We start from the raw sequence: 20,741 nt of genomic DNA on the forward strand, positions 1-20,741 counted from the left end.
AAAATCATATAAAATAAATCCACCAGTACCCACACCAAAACGCCTTATCACAATAAAATCAATGTCTAATACAGCACAAAAATATAATAAAAATCGTTACAGAGAGAGTACATATTCTATATTCACCATTGCACAAATATCTCATACGCTTTATGCTTTCCCTGAGAGTAAAAGCTCATAAAGCAAAAGAAAGGTGCTAATGTCATCTAAACTTACGCGTAACCAAATATTGGTTCTAAACACTTTAAAGAATGCACAAGGACCTTTAAGTGCTTATGCGATTCTCGATCATTTACGCGAAGAAGGATTCCGTGCGCCTCTCCAAGTTTATCGTGCATTAGAAAAACTTGTCCAATTAAAATGTATTCATCGTCTTGAAAGCGTGAATGCTTTTATGGCCTGTTTGCATCCTGAAAATTGCCAACACGAACTTACAACTTTCATCATTTGTGAAAACTGTGGCAAGGTCAATGAAATACAAAACCAAACTATTGTATCCAACCTTAAACAAATGGTTCAAGCAGTTGATTTCCAAGCACGCAGAAGCACTTTAGAAGTACGAGGCATTTGCAAACAATGCGCCACAGAGTAAAATCTCAATACTTGCAAGTTTGTATATTTAACGTTATGTTTTTAAAGTTCTTTTACTGCTTGAAAAGCTCTTATCGTCTTTGCCTCTATATCATTCTCTTCCCACAGCGGTGAGCGTGTTTTACGCATTGAAACATAAAATTGAAAGTATAAAATCATGTCTATGTCAGAGACAATTGTTTCAACAAAACATTTCAAGAAAACAAAACAAAAGAAAATAATTCATGCTTTTCTTGTTGTCTTGGCACTTCTTGCACTTTGGTTTAGCTATCAATGGATAACACATTGGCGTTATATGGTCACTACTGAAGATGCCTATGTACAAGGAGATATAGCGGCTATTGCTTCTAAATTAAATGGATATATTGAAAAAGTTGCTATTAAAGCCAACCAAATTGTAAAAAAAGATGATGTCTTATTCCGCCTAGACAATGGTGATTATCAAATAGCTTGGAAACAGACAGAAGCCCACCTTAACACACAACAAAAAACTCTTTTACGTATTGATGCACAAATCATAGCTGCTCATAGTGCTTTGGATGATGCGCAAGCACAAAAAGCTGCCGCTTCAGCCATAGCAACCAATGCACAGCTCACCTTAAAACGTACCACAGAACTTAAAGCGAGTCGTTATGCCCCTCAATCCGATGTTGATGATGCCAAATCAGCTTATGAACAAGCCATTGCTAATGTTAATCGCGCCAATGCCCAAATAGCGGCGGCACGTGCAAATATTCAAGTTCTAGAAGCGCAACGAAGTGAAGCAGAAAGCCAAACAAAAAGCTTAGAACTCACGCGTGAAAAAGCACAACGTGACCTTGATTCAACCATTATACGGGCTCCATTTGATGGAATTATTGCAAATTTAACAGCAAAAACAGGAGATTTTGTTGTAAATGGTCAACGTCTTGCTGCATTAGTCCCTATACATGCACTTTATATTGAAGCGAACTATAAAGAAACGCAGCTGCAAAATATTCATGCAGGACAAACAGCTTATATCTCTGTGGATGCCTTCAAAAAAGATGCTTTTACAGGGACAGTGCTTTCTATTTCTCCAGCAACAGGAGCTGTGTTTTCTCTCCTTCCCCCACAAAACGCCACCGGAAACTTCACAAAAATTGTCCAACGCATTCCAGTCCGTATTTCTATTCCAGAAGAAGTCTTAAAAACTGGGCGTATTCGAGCGGGAATGAGTGTTTCCGTAGAAATTGATACACGAACAAAGGCACAAGACAAAAATCTCTTATAATAAAAAGCAAATGATCTCATTATGACATCCCCCATGCCAGAGCCCACACATTCTCAAGAGCGCATAGAAATCCGTAAAATCGTGGTTTTCATTGCTATGGCTTTTGGCATGTTTATGGCTATTTTAGATATCCAAATCGTTTCCTCCTCTTTAGCTGAAATTCAAGCTGGTCTTTCAGCAAGCTCTGAAGAGATTTCATGGGTTCAAACCTCCTATCTCATCGCTGAAGTCATCATGTTGCCCCTTTCTGGATTCTTAGGAAGATTGCTTTCAACACGCGTTTTTTTTAGCATATCAGCTATCGGGTTTACGATAACCTCTATTCTTTGTGCAACAGCAACATCTATCGAAGAGATGATTGTGTACCGCGCACTCCAAGGCTTCATTGGTGGAGGTATCATTCCTAGTGTTTTTGTTGCCTCCTATGTCCTTTTTCCTCCTTCCAAACGCCCAATTGTGACACCTATCGTTGGACTGGTTGCAACGTTAGCGCCCACTATTGGTCCAACAGTGGGAGGCTATCTCTGTCATCTCTCATCATGGCATTGGCTCTTTCTCATCAATGTACCCTGCGGGATTATTATCTCAATTCTTGCTTGGAAATTAATTGATTTTGATAAAGCTGATCCCTCTTTAATGAAGAAATTTGATTGGTTAGGCCTCATTTCTATGGCCACTTTCTTGGGAACTTTAGAGTATGTTCTAGAAGAAGGAGCACGTCATGATTGGCTGAGCGATAGGCTGATTAGGGATTTTTTCATTATCATGATTCTTGCTGCTGCCCTTTTCTTCTGGCGTGCCTTTACAGCAAAAGAACCCATTGTAGATCTCTCTACTTTTTCTAATTTTAATTTTTCAGCTGCATCCATTTTTTCCTTTGCACTGGGAATAGGTCTTTATGGACTCACATACCTTTATCCTGTCTATTTAAGCCAAATCCGCCATTATGATGCCCTCATGATTGGAGAAACATTGTTTCTTTCAGGATTCGCTATGTTATTAACTGCTCCACTTGCTGGATTTCTTTCAGCACGAATGGATGCACGTTTAATGATGGCAATAGGACTTTTAGGTTTTGCAATAGGCACTTGGATGGCGAGCTCTATCACAGATAACTGGGATTTTAGCGAGCTCTTTTGGCCGCAAGTATTCCGTGGTGCTTCTGTGATGTTATGTATGGTTCCTATTAATAATATTGCCTTGGGAACACTCCCGCCAGAACGAATGCAAAATGCTTCTGGACTGTTTAATCTCACACGTAATCTTGGTGGCGCTGTAGGACTTGCTATTATCAGCACTCTTATCACAAAACGTTCAGACCTGCATTATGGACGAATAGCTGAAACGCTCCAACAAGGAAACAACCAGGCAACTGAATTGCTTTCAAGCCTTACTCTGTACTTCAAAACTGCAACGGCTGATCCACATGCTCTTGCACTTTTCCAACTTTTTAATATGGCACGTATACAAGCAATGGTTATGGCTTTTAGCGATATTTTCTTTATAATAACCATCATCTTTAGCGTCTTGACATTCATGACTGTTTTTCTCAAAAAAATACCGCCACTCACTGATACTCCTTCAGGTCATTGAGCTTAACCTTATAAAAGTTGATTCAAATATTGTTAAATACCTGATATTTACACACCTTACCTCTCCTATGAGAGGGATGCACATTCACATACTGAATTCCAACCACTAAAAACAAATACTTTTCCGCATTTTTAAATCCCACAATGCTTCAGTAGCCCCACCCTCAAGTATCGCTTTCCACTATTGAAGAATAATCATTTTCGCTTCACAAACTCTAGAAGTATAAACTTACCCAAATGTTTGTAGAAGTATCGATAAAAAACAACGCAAAGACTTGCTAAAATTGCCTAAAATAGTGCGAAATGCGGGAGATCCTCAATAAATAACGGGAATTATCAAAGGCTACAAAAACACAAATGAAGAAAAACAATCCCTAATGTCACCACTGTTAGCAAATAAAATTAAGCCACTTTATGATGCTGAAAACGGTTCAAATCTTCTCGTTTTCCACTAGGAACCAAAATACCATAACATGCGGAAAGATATTCTGGTATCAATTCCAATGCTTGAAAACGATGTTTTTCATAAGGGCCAGGCATTGCCAAATTTTTTGTTAAACTATTTGAAAAACCAAAACGCTGATAAAACGCACAATCACCCACAAGTAAAATAGCTCCATAACCTAGTATTCTGGCCTCTTCAATTGCATGCCGCATAAGAACCGACCCTATTCCCATACCAGAACATTCTCCTGAAACAGCCAGCGGACCTAAAAGCAAAGCATGCTGTGTATCATTTTGCCCTTTGTTAAACTGAACATGCCAAAGACGTACGCTACCCACTAGCTCTCCAAGCATATTTTTGACAACAAAGGACAGCGCCGCCAACCGTCCACGACGTAAAGCTTCTGATGACTTACGTTTACGCCCCTCTCCCAGAGCTAAATCAAGCAAGTGTTCGCGATGAGGCTTATCAGTTTCTTGCTCACAGGAAAGTGTGAAAAGCGCACCATCTTTTGTTTGAAAATGTAGCATATCCATTTTTGACACACACCCTACTATAGCTTTGTCATCACAGATGAAAAACTCAAATTACATAGGAGCGCAAAGGCTCAAAACCATTAAAAGCAACAGATGCGTAAGTTGCCGTGTAAGCACCCGTTCCATGAATCAAGAGTTCATCGCCTACTGTAAGAGATAAAGGTAAGAGATAGGGCGTTTTTTCATAAAGAACATCGGCCGAATCGCATGTTGGACCTGCTAAAATACAAGGCTCCATTGCCTTATCATCATGGGGTGTTTCAATAGGATAGCGAATTGCCTCATCCATAGTTTCGGTAAGACCATTAAATTTTCCAACATCAAGATAAACCCATCGGACATTATCATTGTCTGCTTTTTTGGATATAAGCACAACTTCTGTGCGAATAACACCAGCATTACCGACCATCCCACGCCCTGGCTCGATGATTGTTTCCGGAATACGATTGCCAAAATATTTTTTCAAGGAATCAAAAACAGCCGTACCATAAGCTTGTTCTGTAGGAACATCTTTCAAATAACGTGTTGGAAAACCGCCACCCATATTAACCAACTTCAACGAAATTCCTTCTCGCTCCAAATGCCTAAAAACTGCAGCCGCATCCGATAAAGCACGATCCCATGCGCTAAGATCTGTCTGCTGAGAGCCTACATGAAAAGAAACGCCATATGCTTGTAAGCCTAATTGATGTGCCCGACGTAACACATCAACCGCCATAGCAGGAACACAACCAAACTTACGTGACAATGGCCATTCAGCACCTACTCCATCAGTAAGAACGCGGCAAAAAACACGAGCACCCGGAGCAGCACGCGCAATTTTTTCTACTTCTTCAATACAATCAACCGCATAAAGCGAAATACCCAATGCATATGCACGCGCAATATCACGCTCTTTTTTAATGGTATTTCCAAAAGAAATACGATCACCCGTTGCCCCTGCTGCTAAAGCCATTTTAATTTCTGCAACAGAAGCTGCATCGAAAGACGACCCTAAAGAAGCAAGCAAACTCAAAATTTCAGGGGCAGGATTTGCCTTTATCGCGTAAAAAATACGGGATTGTGGGAGAGCTTTTTCAAAATTTAAATAATTTTCACGAACAACATCAAGGTCAACAATTAAGCATGGGCCTTCAGTACGATGTGTTGCAAGGAAATCACGAATACGTTGCGTTGCCATTTGCAATTCTCCAAAGGGAAATAATCCCTCTCTCTGCTTAGACAGCACAAAGCTGCCAAAAGACAAAAAATACAGAAACCAGCTTTCCATACCCTGATGACTAAAAAATCAGGAAGAAAACAGGATCATATGCAGCGAAAGAACAGCGCGAAAACCGCGTTATTCTAATTTATCTGCCTTTTTGATTGGAGTTGAAGAAAACCACTTCCGCACTGAAGGCAATGAGGTGTGCCTCTATAGTTATCTCAGCATTTGGACAGCTGAAAGACACCAGAAAGGCCCGCACCGTCGTTGCTTCAAGATGTCCTCACTCTTTCGGTTGGCCAAAAGAATGACTGGAGCGGTTAGTTCCAGGTACCGTACCGGTTAATCTCACCATTTGAGAACCAGCGGACACCCACAGGCACGTGCGACTTTGGGCAAAGCTGCATATAAGACCAATTCTTATTCATTTCAATCATTTTTTTAATTTTAAACATTTTTTAATGTTTAAAGACAAAATGATGCAAAAAAGTAACAGTCTTCATACACAGATAAACGATCTTTTTAGTGGAATCATAATCCTCATGCCCCCTGCTATTGGTATGCCTCATGCACAATCTTTTTAAAAGCAGCTCTTTGCTTGAGGTTCAGCGTGTCATCTTTTAACTTCACGCAGAAAGGATATAAGATTTACTGAGAAACGCCACTTTTGTGTTTATGAAATTATAAGCCTGTAGCATTGTCATATTAACGCATCCCATCCTCTCTACCCTTCGCATTAAAGGACTTCAATTTCATATGCCAAATAAAAGACTGAGCAATATCCCGTCCTTATAATACTCTTCTGCGAACACTGAATTTTAACAACAGAAAAAAAGCTTGAAGCCCTGAAATGTGATGCTTTTACAGCTTTTGATGAGAATCAACTGCACGTAATTTTAACAATTGAAACTGCTTATGACGCTCCCGAAAGCGCTGCCTATCCGTTTCATTTCGCGTACTATAACAAGCATCACATGAAACACCCTCCTCATAATGAGGCGATAATTTACTTTCAGCATTAAGAGGGGAACGACAAGCACGACATAATTCGCGTCCACATTCTTCAAGACCGTGCCCAACAGAAACACGCTCATCAAAAACAAAACACTCCCCCCACCACAAACTCTCTTCTTTCGGGATTGTTTCTAAATATTTAAGAATACCACCTTTTAAATGGTAAACCTGATCATAACCAAGTTCACGGACATAAGCTGTTGATTTTTCACAACGAATACCACCTGTACAAAACATGGCGACTTTCTTTTTCTTTTTTAAATCAGCTTCGTGCTTGAGCACCCATTCAGGGAATTCCCGAAATGTCTTAATACGCGGATCAATTGCTCCTTGAAAACTCCCAAGCGCATATTCATAATCATTCCGTGTATCAATTAAAATCGTTTCTTCATCTTGGATGAGCGCATTCCAATCTTCAGGCTCTACATAAGTACCAACAACTTTTAACGGGTCAACACCTTCAACCCCCATTGTTACAATCTCTTTTTTTAACCGCACTTTCATACGGTGAAAAGGCATTTTTGACGCCCATGAATATTTTATCTCCGGCGTTTGAAATGCTGGTTCAGCGGTAATAAAATCCACTAATGCTTCAATTGCTGCACAAGATCCGGCAACAGTTCCATTAATGCCTTCTTGTGCTAAAAGAAGGGTACCCTTGATATCCTTTTCTTGACATAAATCCAGTAAAGGTTTCTGTAATTGACGATAATGTTTCAAATCTGCAAAGCAATAAAGTGCAGCAACTTTAAAATTCTTTTCCATAACTCTTGCAATAACCCGCGTTTCATTTAATTTCAAGATCTATTCATCTACTCTTTAACATATTGTGCTTTACCAAACTATACACATAATATCATCCCCTAGAGAAAGAACGCTATGTACCCAAAAATAGATTACCTTTTATCACTTCTCCAGAGACAAGCTGTCATACCTGTTCTGCACATTGACGACCTGCAAAATGCGGTGCCCTTAGCACGTGCTCTTGTCAAAGGCGGATTGAAAACAATTGAGATCACATTGCGCACGCCAAAAGCATGCGATGCAATCAAAAAAATTATACAAGAAGTACCTGAAGCAATTGTTGGAGCAGGAACAATCCTCAAGTGGGCACACTACGAACAAGCCGAACACGCAGGAGCAAAATTCATCGTAAGCCCTGGATTATCAAATGATTTAATCAGTTGTGCAAAAAACAGTGAAATCCCATTTCTCCCCGGTGTTATGACACCAAGTGAATTAATGCAAGCATGCGATCAAGGCTATTCATACCTTAAACTTTTCCCTGCTGAAGCCGCAGGTGGTATTGCCTTTCTTCAGGCTCTAGCTTCCCCTTTCCCCGAAATCCAATTTTTTCCCACGGGCGGTATTACACAAAAAAATGCTGCACAATGGCTTCAACTCCCTAATGTCTTCTGCGTGGGAGGTTCTTGGATAGCTCCTCCTAAACTGGTAGCAGCTGGCAATTGGGATGCAATCAGCACATTAGCACATACAGCAGCACAGCTATTCTCTCATCGGATAAAGGCACACTCCACGATATAAGGTGCAGGAGTATTATTTGCTCCTTCAAAAAGAGCAAAACATTGGCACATCCTTGCACAATCTTTCCATATTGCACCCCTAGCATAGCATTGAACCAAAAAACATCACACGATCTTCATCAGGATTGATCTTCGGTAAACCTGCTGTTTCAAAAAACTATCCACTCATCCAGAAATGGCATCACAACTCTTCTCTCATCCTACAAAAGCGCGTTCCACCACATAAGTAGCGGGTGCATTATTTGCTCCTTCAACAAGACCAAAGGATTCGCACATCCTTGCACAATCCTTCAGCATTGCCATAGAACCACAAATCATCACACGATCTTCATCAGGATTGATCTTCGGTAAACCTGTTGTTTCAAAGAAAGTGCCATTCTCCATAACAGTTGTAATGCGCCCCATATGCTCAGAAGGTTCGCGAGTAGTCATAGGATAAAACTTCAATTGTTGTGCATACTCACCAATCAGCGGATCTTCTTGTAAAGAGGCAACGAGATCTTTTGCGTAAGCAAGCTCATTGCACTCACGGGTTGTTTGAATAAGTACCACTTCTGAAAATTTTTCATAAGTTTCAGGATCACGAACAAGACTGGCAAAAGGAGCAACTCCTGTCCCTGTTGAAAGAAGATAAAGGCGCTTTCCAGGAATAAGAGCATCAAGAACCAATGTTCCAGTAGATTTTTTACGCATGAGAACTGTATCACCAATTTTAATTTTTTGGAGATGTTCAGTTAGTGGGCCACCTGGAACTTTAATTGAAAAAAATTCAAGCTGCTCATCCCAAAAGGGACTTGCAATCGAATAAGCACGATAAATTGGCTTTTCTGCATTTGGCAAACCAATCATCACAAATTCACCTGAACGAAAACGGAAACTTTCCGGACGATTCAGGCGAAATTTAAATAAACGGTCTGTATAATGATAAACTTCTTGGACGCTAAGGCCGAAGACATTTTCAGGAATCGGGAAGTCTGACGCAACACTGCTGATATTTGACTGAACATTGCTAGCAGACGTATTCATAAAACTCTCCCTTATCTCTTTGACTAAATAAAAACTTAAGACTTCAAAATGATATAATGCTTATTCAATCATCTGCCAATATTTCTCTTATATTATACCGAGTCATGAATAAAAAATTAAACACACAATCTTAACAAAAGCCAAAGGAAAACCACGCACAGAGCATTAAATTGCAACATCATTGTTTGTGAGTTTATAAGCAATTGCTCTCATTTAATACTCTCCATTCAACACAACGCTTAATACACCTTATCATTCATGTCTTTGTTCAAAGCCAGAGAGAATATTTTAAAATAAATTTTCTCTAACAAAATCATTTATAAGAATACCGCTAAACTTATGCTTGTTATTTTCTACAAAACACAAATATTAGCGGTATTAAAAAGCCAATCAATAACAGATTTTAGCGCGTGTTTATAACTTTCCAGCGTTCACCATCAGACATATACATTATTTGTGTTCCCCTATTAACCTTCGTCACACTGTTATTGACATGAAGGGATGATCCGTAGGTAGCACGGTGATCAACAAAAATTGATTTCCACTGAAGCGGACCAGGCTGAGGAAAGTAAATATCGGGTGCCCAATAACCATCTTGGGAACGAATAACAACCAAATTGACTGTTTTCAATGCATTAGAAAGAGTTTGCGCACTCAAATTTTGCTTATTTACTAAAGCAACTTTAGGTGCATGAGGTGACGGTATCCCTTTAAGATCATTCACAACATTCGTGCAAGAATTATTATCACAGGAAGATTGAACCACATAAGGATCATTGCAATTTCCATAAGTGTAAGTACTTTGCTTCGCTTTTATTGTGTCATCACCTATAGGATTTCTAAAGATTGAACGTTGCATACCCATCACAAAACAGGATGAAAGCTGATTATTCCCTTGAGAATATTCTTCAACAAAACCAACAGAATTATAAAACTTACCATATGTTTTTGGAACTTCAATAACACCCACTATCGTTTTTGTACCATTCGTTAAGTCTATTATAGTACCAGTAACCAAATTTTTATTTTTTGAAACATCTAATTTGTACTGATGCCCCATTTTCCAAGGCACGTTAATATCACATTGCACTCCAGAGCCTTCATGACTGAAATAACGACACTGTCCACTCTTCCAACCTACAGCATTCCAAATGGAATAATTAAAAAAATGAACACCTCCTCTATTTTGTAAGCCAATATACCCAACTTTTCCGTTTTTAAAGGAAAAATGGTTTGCCCAGAAATAACGAGAACGTGGCCCACCGTCATGACTGATCTGCTGAAAAAAAGATAATTTGTTAAATTCTGAATAAGCAGGCCATGCATGTTGGATAAGAACAATTCCCCCCGGACTAACAGCATAACTTGGTGCGCTAACTAAACACAATACAAAAACGCACAATATTTTTCTGATTTTATGATACACAATGAATTCCCCCCTTAATTTATCATAGAGCTGATTCTATCAAAATTTCCTTCTACAATCAATCCTCCCAAAAGGATTTAATTTCATTATGAAATAACAATACAATACACAAAGTAGCTTTTATCTTTAATAAAACTCAGCCAAGGAAAAAAATAAAAGTCTTTCCTTCTTCCAATGATCAGGGGGACATCTGTCTACAACCTCACCAACAAAACCAGATGTTCCTCGTCATAAGAGTCAGCATTTTATATCAAAAGATTGCTTTCATGGTACCACACCAAGTATAGACCGCTCATGATTTTAATAAGAACAAACCGTATGCTCACCCTTTCCATATATCATAAAAACTTATATAAAATAACCAAAGGGAACTTCATGTGTCACTAACACAAATAGGATTTTAAAATGAGCAAATCCGTTAATGATGAAGCAAACGCATCACTTACCTTTACAGCTGTAGCAACCATTAATGTGCGTGCTATTGTTGAAAATTATACAACTTTAGCCAAACATGTTTTTCCAACTGAATGTTCTGCAGTTGTAAAAGCAGATGCCTATGGGCTAGGTGTTAACAAAATTGCTCCTGCGCTCTATCAGGCTGGATGCCGTACTTTTTTTGTAGCCCAAATCGAAGAAGCGCTACACTTAAAAAGTATTTTACCCCAAAATGTGATGATTGCTATTCTTAACGGACTTCCACATAATACAGAAGAACTTGTAGCTGAAGCAGGAATTATTCCTGTTTTGAATTCTTGGAATGCTCTCGAAGACTGGCAAACACTTTGCCAAAAAAAGGATAAAAGATTTCCCGCAATTGTTCAAATCGATACCAATATGAACCGATTAGGGCTTGATAAACAAGAAGTACAAAAGCTTATCAAACAGCCCGTAATTTTCGAGATAGCAGAGATAAAATATATTCTCAGTCATCTCGCTAATGGAGAGGAGTACGCACATCCATCCAATGATACACAATTGACTGCTTTAAAAGCTATCCTTGCGCAACTGCCTGCTTGCAAAGTTTCTTTTGCTAATTCTGGAGGTATTTTTCTTGGAAATAATTTTTATTTTGACCTAGTTCGCCCCGGCATAGCACTTTATGGAAGTGATCCCCGTGGCAAACAGCCAACACCACTTAAACCTGTTTTAAAACTTGAAGCCCAAGTCTCTCAAATTCGCTCTGTTGAGGCCGGAGCCCCTGTCGGTTATGGAGGAAGTTTCATTACCCAAAGACCAAGTACTCTTGCAACCATTTCTATCGGCTATGCAGATGGCTGGTTACGTGCTCTTTCTAATAAAGGTGCGGTTTATTTCAACGGCAATAGACTTCCCATTGTTGGACGTATTTCTATGGATTCCCTCGTTGTTGATGCTACCGATCTTGATAAAAAACCTCAAAGAGGTGATTGGGTAGAACTCATTGGAATGCATCAAACACTTGAAAAAGTATCTACAGATGCTGGGACCATCCCCAATGAAATTCTAACGTCTCTAGGTCACCGCTATAAACGCATTTATATTTAAAACTCTTTTAAAAGAAGTGGTGAAAACCATCATTTAGAGAATGCTCTTGCGCGCGCCCTTCCGCAAAATATCTCACAACAATCAAAGAGACTCTTGCCATGCCTCCCATTCTCTTCATCAATATTATCTATCAAAATGCTTAAAAACAATGGCATGAGAAGAATAAAAAAGCCCACATAAAATACGTAGGCTTTTTTCGTTATAAAAAAATAAATTTAATATGTGTTTCCCAATGGCGGACAAGAACAAATGAGCATTCTATCTCCCGCAACATTGTCAATACGAGAAACCGGGGGCCAATATTTATTCGCCGGATCAAGAGAGCAATTAGGGAAAGCAGCCTCTTGTCGTGAATAAGGTCGTGCCCAAGCATCATCGAGTGTATCTACCAACGTGTGTGGTGCGTTAACCAATGGATTATCATCTTTTGGCCAAACACCCGCACCAACTTTTTTAGCTTCTTCAGCAATCAAAAGCAAAGCATCACAAAAACGATCCATCTCTGCTTTTGGCTCTGATTCCGTTGGCTCAATCATTAAAGTACCAGGAACAGGAAACGACATCGTCGGCGCGTGAAACCCGTAATCAATCAAACGCTTTGCAATATCATCAACACTGATCCCAAACTGATCTTTCAACACGCGAGTATCGACAATACATTCATGAGCAACACGCCCATGCTTTCCTCGATAAAGAATAGAATAAGATTGAGAAAGACGTGCCGCAATATAATTAGCATTCAAAATTGCTGTTTGCGTTGCATATTTCAAACCATCAGCACCCATCATTCGAATATACATCCACGTAATAACAAGAATAGATGCACTTCCATAAGGAGCAGCTGAAACTGCATGCATTGTTCCCTCTTGTTCATGACCTGGTAAAAATGGTTTGAGATGTTCTGCCACTCCAATCGGCCCCACACCAGGACCACCACCACCATGGGGGATAGCAAAGGTTTTATGGAGGTTCATATGACAAACATCCGCCCCAATATCTGCTGGACGAGCAAGCCCAACAAGTGCATTCAGATTAGCACCATCAAAATAAACTTGTCCTCCATTTTCATGGATAACAGAGCAAATGTCCTTAATGCTTTCCTCATAAACACCATGGGTTGAAGGATAAGTAATCATGAGAGCTGCTAGACGATCCTTATGCAATTGTGCTTTCATTTTAAGATCATCAACATCAACATTACCATCACCCAAACATTTCACCACAATGACTTCCATACCTGCCATATGAGCAGAAGCTGGATTTGTCCCATGTGCCGATGCGGGAATAAGGCAAAGCGTGCGTTGATGCTCTCCTCGTGATTGATGATATCGACGAATAGCTAAAAGCCCCGCATATTCACCTTGAGCACCAGAATTCGGCTGGAAAGAAACCTGTGCGAATCCTGTAATTTCACACAACCACGCATTCAGTTGCTGAATCATTTCCCTATAACCCATTACATCCTCTTTAGGTGCAAAGGGGTGTATATTGGCTACCGTAGGCCAACTGACAGGCATTAATTCAGCTGCTGCATTAAGCTTCATGGTACAAGAACCAAGCGGAATCATTGCCCTATCTAATGCCAAATCCTTATCTGACAAACGACGCAAAAAGCGCATCATGTCTGTTTCTGAATGAACCGCGTGAAAAAAGGGCTGTGAAAGAAAAGCAGCATTACGCCCTTTTCCCCAAAGTCTTGAAGAAACCTGATCAACCAATTGCGCACCAAAAAGCTGTGCCAAAGCACAAGCATCTTCTTCTGTCGATAACTCATCAAAATTGATGGCAATTCTGTCATCATCAAGAATACGAATAAGACATCCATTGCTCTTTGCTTGGTGTGCAATTTCTTGAGCTCTCCCCTTCACAAAAATACTGACACAATCAAAAAAACATTCCCCTTCAACATGAACCCCTGCCGCTTCTAAACCAGAAACGAAACGGCATGTTAAATGATGCACCCGCTGAGCAATTTCCTGTAAACCTTTTGGACCATGCCAAACAGCATAAGCCGTTGCCATATTTGCCAATAGAGCCTGTGCCGTACAAATATTTGACGTCGCTTTATCGCGTCGAATATGTTGTTCGCGTGTTTGTAAAGCTAAGCGAAAACCAACGCGCCCTTTTGTATCAACAGATTGGCCAACAATACGCCCTGGAATAAGGCGCGTTAAAGCATCACTTACCGCAAGATAGCCAGCATGAGGCCCCCCAAAACCCATTGGAACCCCATAACGCTGCATAGAACCAACAACAATGTCAGCCCCCCATTGAGCAGGCGCTTCCATAAGAGTAAGGGCCAGAGGATCGGCAACAACAATCACCAGTGCTCCTTTTGCCTTTGCCTCCTTAATCACTTCATCATAATCGTTAAAAAAGCCTTTTGTATCTGGCCAAGACAAAACAATCGCAGCGGTATCAGAACAAATTTCGCCATTTTGACTAATCTGAATCCCTTGTGTTTCAGCGCGGGTTTGTACAACGCTTAAGGTTTGAGGATGCAAAAGACTTTGAAGAGAAATCTTTGTTTTTTTCTCACGCGCAAAGCGTACCGCAACCGCATTTGCTTCAGCTAAAGCAGTTGCTTCATCAAGAAGGGAAGCAGCTGCAACAGGCAAACCAGTGAGTTCACTCACCAATGTCTGAAAATAAAATAAAAGCTCTAAACGACCTTGGCTAATTTCTGCTTGATAGGGTGTATAAGCAGTATACCAAGCTGGATTTTCAAAAAGATTCCGCAAAATAACAGGAGGTACAGAAGTTCCATGGTATCCTTGCCCAATAAAACTTTTGTGCACATGGTTACGCCCCATCATCTTTGAGAGTTCTTCCAAGGCTTGCCCTTCACTTGCTGCCTTTGGAAGATTAAGCGGACGTCCCAAATGGATAGAATGCGGAACAGCTTGAGAAACGAGTGTATCAACACAATCAAGCCCTAAAACATCAAGCATTTTTTGTGTTTCATCAGGACGAAGCCCAATATGACGAGAAAAGAAATGACGCTCTAACATAGCACTCATCCAATCAGTGCTTTATAAGCAGCCTCATCCAGCAACCCTTCAAGTTGCGTTGCATCCTGCAATGTCATTTTCCAGAGCCAACCTTCTTTTTCCGCTTTTTGATTCACCAATTCAGGGTTATTTGCCAATGCCTCATTTATTTCAACCACTTCACCATCAAGAGGTGCATAAACATCTGAAGCCGCTTTCACCGATTCCACAACAGCAGCAGAATCCCCCTTGGAAAGTTGTGTTCCCTCTTTTGGCAAATCAACAAAAACCAAGTCTCCTAACTGTTCTTGTGCATAATGTGTGATCCCAACAGTAACCACTTGCCCTTCAACACTAAGCCATTCGTGATCTTGCGTAAAATAAGTTTTAGACATAGAAATTTATCCTTTAAAATAACGTTGTTCAACAAAAGGAAGAGAATGAACAGACAATGCAATTTTTTTGCCACGCAGCTCTGTAAAAACTTCCGTTCCCTCAACTTTCCACTCAACAGGAACATAGCCCATCGCTACAGGACCATCAAAAGAAGGACCAAAACCACCTGACGTTACCATGCCAATCTGCTTGCCCTCATTATCGAAAAGTATGGCACCCGCACGAATAGGTTGACGCGTTTGCGGTTTTAATCCAACGCGACAACGAGAAGGTCCTTTCTGAAGAGCTTCAAGAAAAGCCTTCGCTCCATAAAATTGTGCTTTTTCTCGAACATTTTTGGGAACAGCCCATGTCAGTGCTGCCTCAATGGGTGTTGTATCAGGCGTAATATCATTCCCATGCAAGCATAGACCTGCTTCTAACCGAAGGCTATCACGCGCTGCAAGACCAACCCACTCCACACGAGAATCACTCAGTATTTTTTCAACTACTGCACGCGCTTGCCCTATGGGAAGAGCAATTTCAAAACCATCTTCTCCCGTATAACCAGAGCGCGTTATAAACCAATCTTGTTGGGGTTCGAATCCTTGCATAAACATCAGCTTATTACCAGGCAACCCAGCATCAGCCATAACAGCTGCAGCTTCTGGACCTTGAAGAGCAAGCAACACTCTTTCAAGAGCAATCACTTGACATTCAAAACCAACAGCACGCTTCTCGAGCTCCGCAAGATCAGCCTGTGCATTTCCAGCATTAGCAACCAGCATAAAACGGCTCTCTGCCAAACGGGTAATGATAAGATCATCAAGTATACCAGCCTGTTCATTAAGTAGATAATTATAGCGTGATTGACCAATCTTTAACAATGCAGCATCAATAGGAAAAGCATAGGATAAAAACTCTACTGCTTGTGTCCCCTCAACAGAAATTAATTTCATATGAGAAATGTCAAAAAGGCCTGCATGCGCACGGGTATGAAGGTGTTCTTTCAAAACCCCCAGAGGATAAGTCAAAGGCATTTGCCAACCAGCAAAAGCACCAAATTTTGCTCCCGCTTTTTCATGCAATTCATGTAAAGGAAGTGTTTTTAAAGAAGATGTTTCAAATTCTTGTGCTGTACCCATAATATCTCCAAAATTGCGCTAACGCCCACACGATATGGCCGTCTCTGCACCCTTCTGTTACAAACCTGAGAGACTCGCGAAAAGAACTTTCGCTTACACCTTCGGCGCGGATCTTTCCGACTTTCCAGATCTGCCTTCCTCCTTTTACGGTCCTTAGAGCCTGAGAGATTATGGGCTGTTTTCCCCTTCGGCGGCAGGTGCGAAAGTTTGCAGTCTGCACTCTCCCGCAAAAGAATGAAAGAAACGAGAACGCTCTTTCCGACATTTTTTCATCTATAGCCTATCTTCATCACACTGTCATCAGTAAAGTGATAAGCGTATTCTCATTTTTAAACTTGCATAGGCTATTTTAAAAGACTTATAATAGGAATCTTTTGAGTATTATGAAATTGTAGATGACCACTTTCAGGAAATCAGGAGAAAAATTGCAAAGGCCATAACAAAAATACAACTTAAAAAATACAAAGTTTCACGCACTCAAAAAAATTACAAAAAGTAATACCCTTCTCTTTTGCATCTCAACCCTAACCACGGAGTTTCACATCTTTTAAAACTAAAGATTTCAGATATCTTAAATAATCTTAACGCACAAAGGATTGATTTGCGGACTGATTTCCTCTCTCTGACTTTTTTGTCTCTCAATAGTGTCATAAATTACAGCTATTACATAGCAAACTTCATTGAATAAAGGTTGCAAGATACTCATGAAAGCGGGCAATATCCATTATAATTGTGAAGATGATCTACCAAAGCAAATTGCTCTTTTTCCTGTAGAAGGAGCACTCTTACTGCCAGGTGGATTTTTATCACTGAATATTTTTGAACCAGAAGCGCTTGAAATGGTTGAAAATGTTATGGTATCCAACCGTTTATTAGGAATCATTCAGCCACTTTCATCGAATACAGACTGCTTTTCCACACCACTTTACAAAATAGGCTGTGTAGGACGTATTACAAACTACAATGAAACAGGAAATGGGCAGCTTTTCATTATATTACAAGGCGTTTGCCGCTTCACCTTAGAACAAGAACTGGTGAACACAAAACCCTATCGAACGGCTCTTATTCGATCAAACATAAAAGACTTAGAAGAACCCAACATTACAGAAAATATTAATCGAGAAAATCTCCTCGATATTGTTGAGAAATATCTCACCATACATGAAATAGAATATAATTGGAGCAGTATCATACAAGCCCCCACGCCTCTATTGGTTAATGCTTTTTCAGCTCTCATCCCCTTTACACCAGCAGAAAAACAAGCTCTCCTCGAAGCTCCAGATATTGGAAGCCGTGCCCAAACGCTTCTTGCTTTAACTGAACGTTCACTCATGAAACAAACAGGGTCACATTTCCATTTAAACTAATGAATGTTAAAACATGAAAAAAATGATCACTGACCCTAAAATGCTCGAATTACTGGTCTGCCCAATCACTGGGGGCACGCTCTCCTTAAACCGAGAAACACAAGAATTAATTTCACTCAAAGCAAAACTCGCCTATCCTATTCGTGATGGCGTTCCTATTATGCTTGCCTCAGAAGCGCGTCCTTTGCAGGATAATGAAAAAGCAACATACAAAAAATAAACAATCTTCATTCAATTTTTTCTGTAGCATCTCTCAATCACTTTAATGATCAAGAAAGAGAGAAACTTCCACCAGAGCAAGGCATAAACGAACCGTTACAAAATCGACACTTCTTAAGGGAAATAATTGACAGAAGAAAGAGAATTCACTAGACTTGAAGTACTGTCAAGGGGGTATCCTACAGCTTGGCATGAAATATTCAAACTTTCTTAACTCTCAAAGATTCAGAAGGGCGATAGTATTTAAAACGAGCTGATCTATTGTGCTCTAGATCATGGTTGACGTGCACAAAAATTGGGTTTCTAAAAATCAATAATTAAATGAATGCTCCTTGGCTAACGTGCCCTCTCATCGGTTTAGCTTAGGGAAAGAAACGTAGAGAGGGACAGGAGTATGGAAAATGAGTTTTAAAGTTGCAATTGTCGGCGCAACAGGAAATGTTGGTCGTGAAATGCTCACAATTCTAGAAGAGCGTGGTTTTCCTGCTCATGAAATCATTCCTTTGGCATCACGACGCTCATTAGGGCAAGATGTTTCTTATGGTGATAAAACTTTAAAAGTAAAAGCGCTAGATACTTATGATTTTTCTGATACAGATCTTTGCCTTATGTCTGCGGGAGGAAGCATTTCCAAAGAATATGCCCCTAAAATTGCTGCATCCGGATGTGTTGTCATCGACAATTCATCCACTTGGCGCTATGATACCAACGTCCCCTTGATTGTGCCTGAAGTCAATGCTGAAGCCATTGGTGCATTTTCCAAACGTAATATTATAGCAAACCCCAATTGTTCAACAATTCAGCTAGTCTTAGCTTTAAAACCTCTCCATGATGCAGCAACCATTAAACGTGTTGTTGTATCCACTTATCAATCGGTTTCTGGAGCTGGTAAAGAAGGAATGGATGAACTCTTCGAGCAATCACGAGCCGTTTTTGTTGCAGATCCTATCACAACAAAAAAATTCACCAAACGTATTGCCTTTAATGTCATTCCCCATATCGATGTTTTCATGGAAGATGGCTATACGAAAGAAGAATGGAAAATGACGGTTGAGACAAAAAAAATTCTTGACCCTAAAATCAAATTAACAGCAACTGCTGTTCGTGTTCCCGTCTTTATCGGTCATGCTGAAGCTGTTCATGTTGAATTAGAGAAACCACTAAGCGCCCATGAAGCACAAGCGCTCCTACGCGAGGCGCCTGGCTGCCAAGTTATTGATAAACACGAAGATGGTGGCTATATAACGCCCTATGAAAGCACTGGTGAAGATGACACTTTTATTAGCCGTATTCGTGAAGATATCACCGTTGAAAATGGTTTAGCTTTCTGGGTCGTTGCCGACAATCTCAGAAAGGGAGCCGCATTGAATGCAATTCAAATTGCTGAATTACTCATTTCTCGTAATTTGATAAAACCTAAGTCCGCAAATTAAACAAAAAGGCAGCATAAAGCATTTTTGAGCTCTATGCTGCCGTACTTTTTCTATCATCCCAACAATGAATTTGCTTTATTTTTATGGAGAAGGATAAGTCACAATCCGGTAACGTGTTTCATTGCGTTCAAAATTTTTGTAATTAACATCATCTGGAAAAAAAGGGTTATACGCATTCACGTGCTTTACCGATACATTCTGTGCCTTTTGTGATGGATTCAAAATGGTTCGTTCATCCCTTTTTTTAACGCCTGTGGAATCAATAATCACATCTGTTCTGTACAATTCTTGCATATTTTTCCGTATTTTCTGAGGTAGCGTAAGAGTTTTAGATCTCGAAACAGTTTGCTTTATTTTTTTCTGTTGTGCTTTTATCGTAGAATATGGTTTTACGTGCGTCTTTATAAAAGAAATCATAGGAACATTGTTGACATCGACAAAACGTGCAGGCGCCCAACCAACCCTTCCATTATAACGAAGCGAACACCAAGCTTTATTGGATAGACAACCATTAACTTGCACTTTTGCTCCCACTGGAACAGTTGAGATAGCTTTATAAGTTTTCGCTGGACCCGTGCGTAAAACAACATGATCTGTTGTTACACGAGTAACTGTGGCAGCATCCGCACGAGAAACAGTCATTCCCAGCCCCAATCCACTTAAAGCTAATAAAATCATTGTGCTTGATAAAAAATTCTTTTTTAACATTCTTTTTTTCCTCTCCAGAGTATGAAAGGCAAAATATTCACCTTTGCAAAATGTGCCGTGTTTCAATCAAGTTGTGGTCAATTTTTCTCTCCTTAAAGATCCACTCCATTTTGGAAAAAGCCTTCTTACTTTATCCTCTACCACTTTATACACACGAACCATTGTCTTGATTGCGCAATATTTTCCTTATGAATTTACTACTAAAACGTCATCTGATCGCTTGGCTATTCAACCACACGTCACTTAAAGAAGTTTTGAAATTGCTATTGGTTCCCTAAACAAATGATGAGAATACAAGAATTTTCCCTTGAATTTTGGAGAAATGCTTTGAGCGAATAATGTTGTTTTGC

General features: G+C 39.9%; 19 protein-coding genes and 2 riboswitches. Of the genes, 10 read left to right on the forward strand and 9 right to left on the reverse strand.

The genetic code is table 11. From position 1 onward, the window contains the following. The 4 genes from ME1_RS08185 to ME1_RS07135 all read left to right on the forward strand — a co-directional run. On the forward strand, positions 1 to 181 hold a 181-nt coding region (locus ME1_RS08185), incomplete at its 5' end, for a hypothetical protein (protein ID WP_210160373.1). A gap of 18 nt (positions 182 to 199) precedes the next feature. Further along, positions 200 to 592: a Fur family transcriptional regulator gene (locus ME1_RS07125; RefSeq protein WP_004864963.1), complete on the forward strand. Its 393-nt coding sequence runs from the start codon at positions 200 to 202 to the stop codon at positions 590 to 592. A gap of 156 nt (positions 593 to 748) precedes the next feature. Continuing rightward, entirely contained in the window at positions 749 to 1,843 is a 1,095-nt protein-coding gene (locus ME1_RS07130; protein WP_004864964.1) for an HlyD family secretion protein, read from the forward strand. Between the two features lie 21 nt (positions 1,844 to 1,864). Next, positions 1,865 to 3,436 (forward strand): DHA2 family efflux MFS transporter permease subunit, encoded by a 1,572-nt coding sequence (locus tag ME1_RS07135; protein ID WP_004864965.1) that lies wholly within the window; start codon positions 1,865 to 1,867, stop codon positions 3,434 to 3,436. 401 nt (positions 3,437 to 3,837) lie between these two features. On the opposite strand, the gene ME1_RS07140 is transcribed toward ME1_RS07135, so the two are convergent. The 3 genes from ME1_RS07140 to trhO form a co-directional block, all read right to left on the reverse strand. Continuing rightward, a complete protein-coding gene (locus ME1_RS07140) occupies positions 3,838 to 4,416 on the reverse strand; it encodes a GNAT family N-acetyltransferase (RefSeq protein WP_004864966.1) in 579 nt (192 codons plus the stop codon). A gap of 46 nt (positions 4,417 to 4,462) precedes the next feature. Continuing rightward, the gene (locus ME1_RS07145; RefSeq protein WP_004864967.1) at positions 4,463 to 5,596 is read right to left on the reverse strand and encodes a type III PLP-dependent enzyme; all 1,134 of its coding nucleotides are present in this window, start codon (positions 5,594 to 5,596) and stop codon (positions 4,463 to 4,465) included. 885 nt (positions 5,597 to 6,481) lie between these two features. Beyond that, on the reverse strand, positions 6,482 to 7,399 hold the full coding sequence (trhO, locus tag ME1_RS07150; RefSeq protein ID WP_035009298.1) for an oxygen-dependent tRNA uridine(34) hydroxylase TrhO: 918 nt from the start codon (positions 7,397 to 7,399) through the stop codon (positions 6,482 to 6,484). Between the two features lie 114 nt (positions 7,400 to 7,513). Between trhO and eda the strand changes: the two genes are divergently transcribed. Next, positions 7,514 to 8,179 (forward strand): bifunctional 4-hydroxy-2-oxoglutarate aldolase/2-dehydro-3-deoxy-phosphogluconate aldolase, encoded by a 666-nt coding sequence (gene eda / locus ME1_RS07155; protein ID WP_004864969.1) that lies wholly within the window; start codon positions 7,514 to 7,516, stop codon positions 8,177 to 8,179. 194 nt (positions 8,180 to 8,373) lie between these two features. On the opposite strand, the gene ME1_RS07160 is transcribed toward eda, so the two are convergent. Continuing rightward, positions 8,374 to 9,204 (reverse strand): ferredoxin--NADP reductase, encoded by an 831-nt coding sequence (locus tag ME1_RS07160; protein ID WP_004864970.1) that lies wholly within the window; start codon positions 9,202 to 9,204, stop codon positions 8,374 to 8,376. Positions 9,205 to 9,607: 403 nt separating this feature from the next. Further along, the gene (locus tag ME1_RS07165; protein ID WP_245256302.1) at positions 9,608 to 10,591 is read right to left on the reverse strand and encodes a DUF3472 domain-containing protein; all 984 of its coding nucleotides are present in this window, start codon (positions 10,589 to 10,591) and stop codon (positions 9,608 to 9,610) included. A gap of 444 nt (positions 10,592 to 11,035) precedes the next feature. Here ME1_RS07165 and alr point away from each other — a divergent pair, with 444 nt between their 5' ends. Beyond that, positions 11,036 to 12,154 carry an alanine racemase gene (gene alr, locus ME1_RS07170; RefSeq protein WP_004864972.1) on the forward strand — a complete coding sequence of 373 codons (1,119 nt, stop codon included), beginning with the start codon at positions 11,036 to 11,038 and terminating at the stop codon, positions 12,152 to 12,154. Positions 12,155 to 12,369: 215 nt separating this feature from the next. Here the strand turns inward: alr and gcvP are convergent, their stop codons facing one another. From gcvP to gcvT, 3 genes are read right to left on the reverse strand one after another with little or no spacing between them, the layout of a single operon-like run. Then, entirely contained in the window at positions 12,370 to 15,165 is a 2,796-nt protein-coding gene (gene gcvP, locus ME1_RS07175) for an aminomethyl-transferring glycine dehydrogenase (RefSeq protein WP_004864973.1), read from the reverse strand. Between the two features lie 5 nt (positions 15,166 to 15,170). Beyond that, positions 15,171 to 15,539 carry a glycine cleavage system protein GcvH gene (gene gcvH / locus ME1_RS07180; RefSeq protein ID WP_004864974.1) on the reverse strand — a complete coding sequence of 123 codons (369 nt, stop codon included), beginning with the start codon at positions 15,537 to 15,539 and terminating at the stop codon, positions 15,171 to 15,173. Between the two features lie 6 nt (positions 15,540 to 15,545). Further along, a complete protein-coding gene (gcvT, locus tag ME1_RS07185; protein ID WP_004864975.1) occupies positions 15,546 to 16,664 on the reverse strand; it encodes a glycine cleavage system aminomethyltransferase GcvT in 1,119 nt (372 codons plus the stop codon). A gap of 44 nt (positions 16,665 to 16,708) precedes the next feature. Beyond that, a riboswitch (glycine riboswitch) is annotated at positions 16,709 to 16,800 on the reverse strand. Between the two features lies 1 nt (position 16,801). Then, a riboswitch (glycine riboswitch) is annotated at positions 16,802 to 16,901 on the reverse strand. Between the two features lie 467 nt (positions 16,902 to 17,368). Here gcvT and ME1_RS07190 point away from each other — a divergent pair. The 3 genes from ME1_RS07190 (at position 17,369) to ME1_RS07200 (ending at position 19,683) form a co-directional block, all read left to right on the forward strand. Then, entirely contained in the window at positions 17,369 to 18,031 is a 663-nt protein-coding gene (locus tag ME1_RS07190) for an LON peptidase substrate-binding domain-containing protein (protein ID WP_004864976.1), read from the forward strand. 13 nt (positions 18,032 to 18,044) lie between these two features. Continuing rightward, the gene (locus ME1_RS07195; protein WP_004864977.1) at positions 18,045 to 18,251 is read left to right on the forward strand and encodes a Trm112 family protein; all 207 of its coding nucleotides are present in this window, start codon (positions 18,045 to 18,047) and stop codon (positions 18,249 to 18,251) included. Between the two features lie 400 nt (positions 18,252 to 18,651). After that, positions 18,652 to 19,683, forward strand: a complete 1,032-nt coding sequence (locus ME1_RS07200; protein WP_004864978.1) for an aspartate-semialdehyde dehydrogenase — start codon at positions 18,652 to 18,654, stop codon at positions 19,681 to 19,683. Positions 19,684 to 19,764: 81 nt separating this feature from the next. Here the strand turns inward: ME1_RS07200 and ME1_RS07205 are convergent, their stop codons facing one another. Next, complete coding sequence (locus ME1_RS07205; RefSeq protein WP_004864979.1) at positions 19,765 to 20,391, reverse strand: SH3 domain-containing protein; 627 nt, start codon at positions 20,389 to 20,391, stop codon at positions 19,765 to 19,767. A gap of 43 nt (positions 20,392 to 20,434) precedes the next feature. Here ME1_RS07205 and ME1_RS08190 point away from each other — a divergent pair, with 43 nt between their 5' ends. Next, positions 20,435 to 20,638 (forward strand): hypothetical protein, encoded by a 204-nt coding sequence (locus ME1_RS08190; protein ID WP_155815201.1) that lies wholly within the window; start codon positions 20,435 to 20,437, stop codon positions 20,636 to 20,638. Positions 20,639 to 20,741 lie beyond the last annotated feature (103 nt).

Source organism: Bartonella vinsonii subsp. arupensis OK-94-513 (assembly GCF_000278235.1).
GTDB classification, from domain to species: domain Bacteria; phylum Pseudomonadota; class Alphaproteobacteria; order Rhizobiales; family Rhizobiaceae; genus Bartonella; species Bartonella arupensis.

Coding starts and splice junctions, on each gene's coding strand:
- ME1_RS07125 (WP_004864963.1), top strand. CDS start 200: ATGTCATCTAAACTTACGCGTAACCAAATATTGGTTCTAAACACTTTA.
- ME1_RS07130 (WP_004864964.1), top strand. CDS start 749: ATGTCTATGTCAGAGACAATTGTTTCAACAAAACATTTCAAGAAAACA.
- ME1_RS07135 (WP_004864965.1), top strand. CDS start 1,865: ATGACATCCCCCATGCCAGAGCCCACACATTCTCAAGAGCGCATAGAA.
- ME1_RS07140 (WP_004864966.1), bottom strand. CDS start 4,416: ATGGATATGCTACATTTTCAAACAAAAGATGGTGCGCTTTTCACACTT.
- ME1_RS07145 (WP_004864967.1), bottom strand. CDS start 5,596: ATGGCAACGCAACGTATTCGTGATTTCCTTGCAACACATCGTACTGAA.
- trhO (WP_035009298.1), bottom strand. CDS start 7,399: ATGGAAAAGAATTTTAAAGTTGCTGCACTTTATTGCTTTGCAGATTTG.
- eda (WP_004864969.1), top strand. CDS start 7,514: ATGTACCCAAAAATAGATTACCTTTTATCACTTCTCCAGAGACAAGCT.
- ME1_RS07160 (WP_004864970.1), bottom strand. CDS start 9,204: ATGAATACGTCTGCTAGCAATGTTCAGTCAAATATCAGCAGTGTTGCG.
- alr (WP_004864972.1), top strand. CDS start 11,036: ATGAGCAAATCCGTTAATGATGAAGCAAACGCATCACTTACCTTTACA.
- gcvP (WP_004864973.1), bottom strand. CDS start 15,165: ATGTTAGAGCGTCATTTCTTTTCTCGTCATATTGGGCTTCGTCCTGAT.
- gcvH (WP_004864974.1), bottom strand. CDS start 15,539: ATGTCTAAAACTTATTTTACGCAAGATCACGAATGGCTTAGTGTTGAA.
- gcvT (WP_004864975.1), bottom strand. CDS start 16,664: ATGGGTACAGCACAAGAATTTGAAACATCTTCTTTAAAAACACTTCCT.
- ME1_RS07190 (WP_004864976.1), top strand. CDS start 17,369: ATGAAAGCGGGCAATATCCATTATAATTGTGAAGATGATCTACCAAAG.
- ME1_RS07195 (WP_004864977.1), top strand. CDS start 18,045: ATGAAAAAAATGATCACTGACCCTAAAATGCTCGAATTACTGGTCTGC.
- ME1_RS07200 (WP_004864978.1), top strand. CDS start 18,652: ATGAGTTTTAAAGTTGCAATTGTCGGCGCAACAGGAAATGTTGGTCGT.
- ME1_RS07205 (WP_004864979.1), bottom strand. CDS start 20,391: ATGTTAAAAAAGAATTTTTTATCAAGCACAATGATTTTATTAGCTTTA.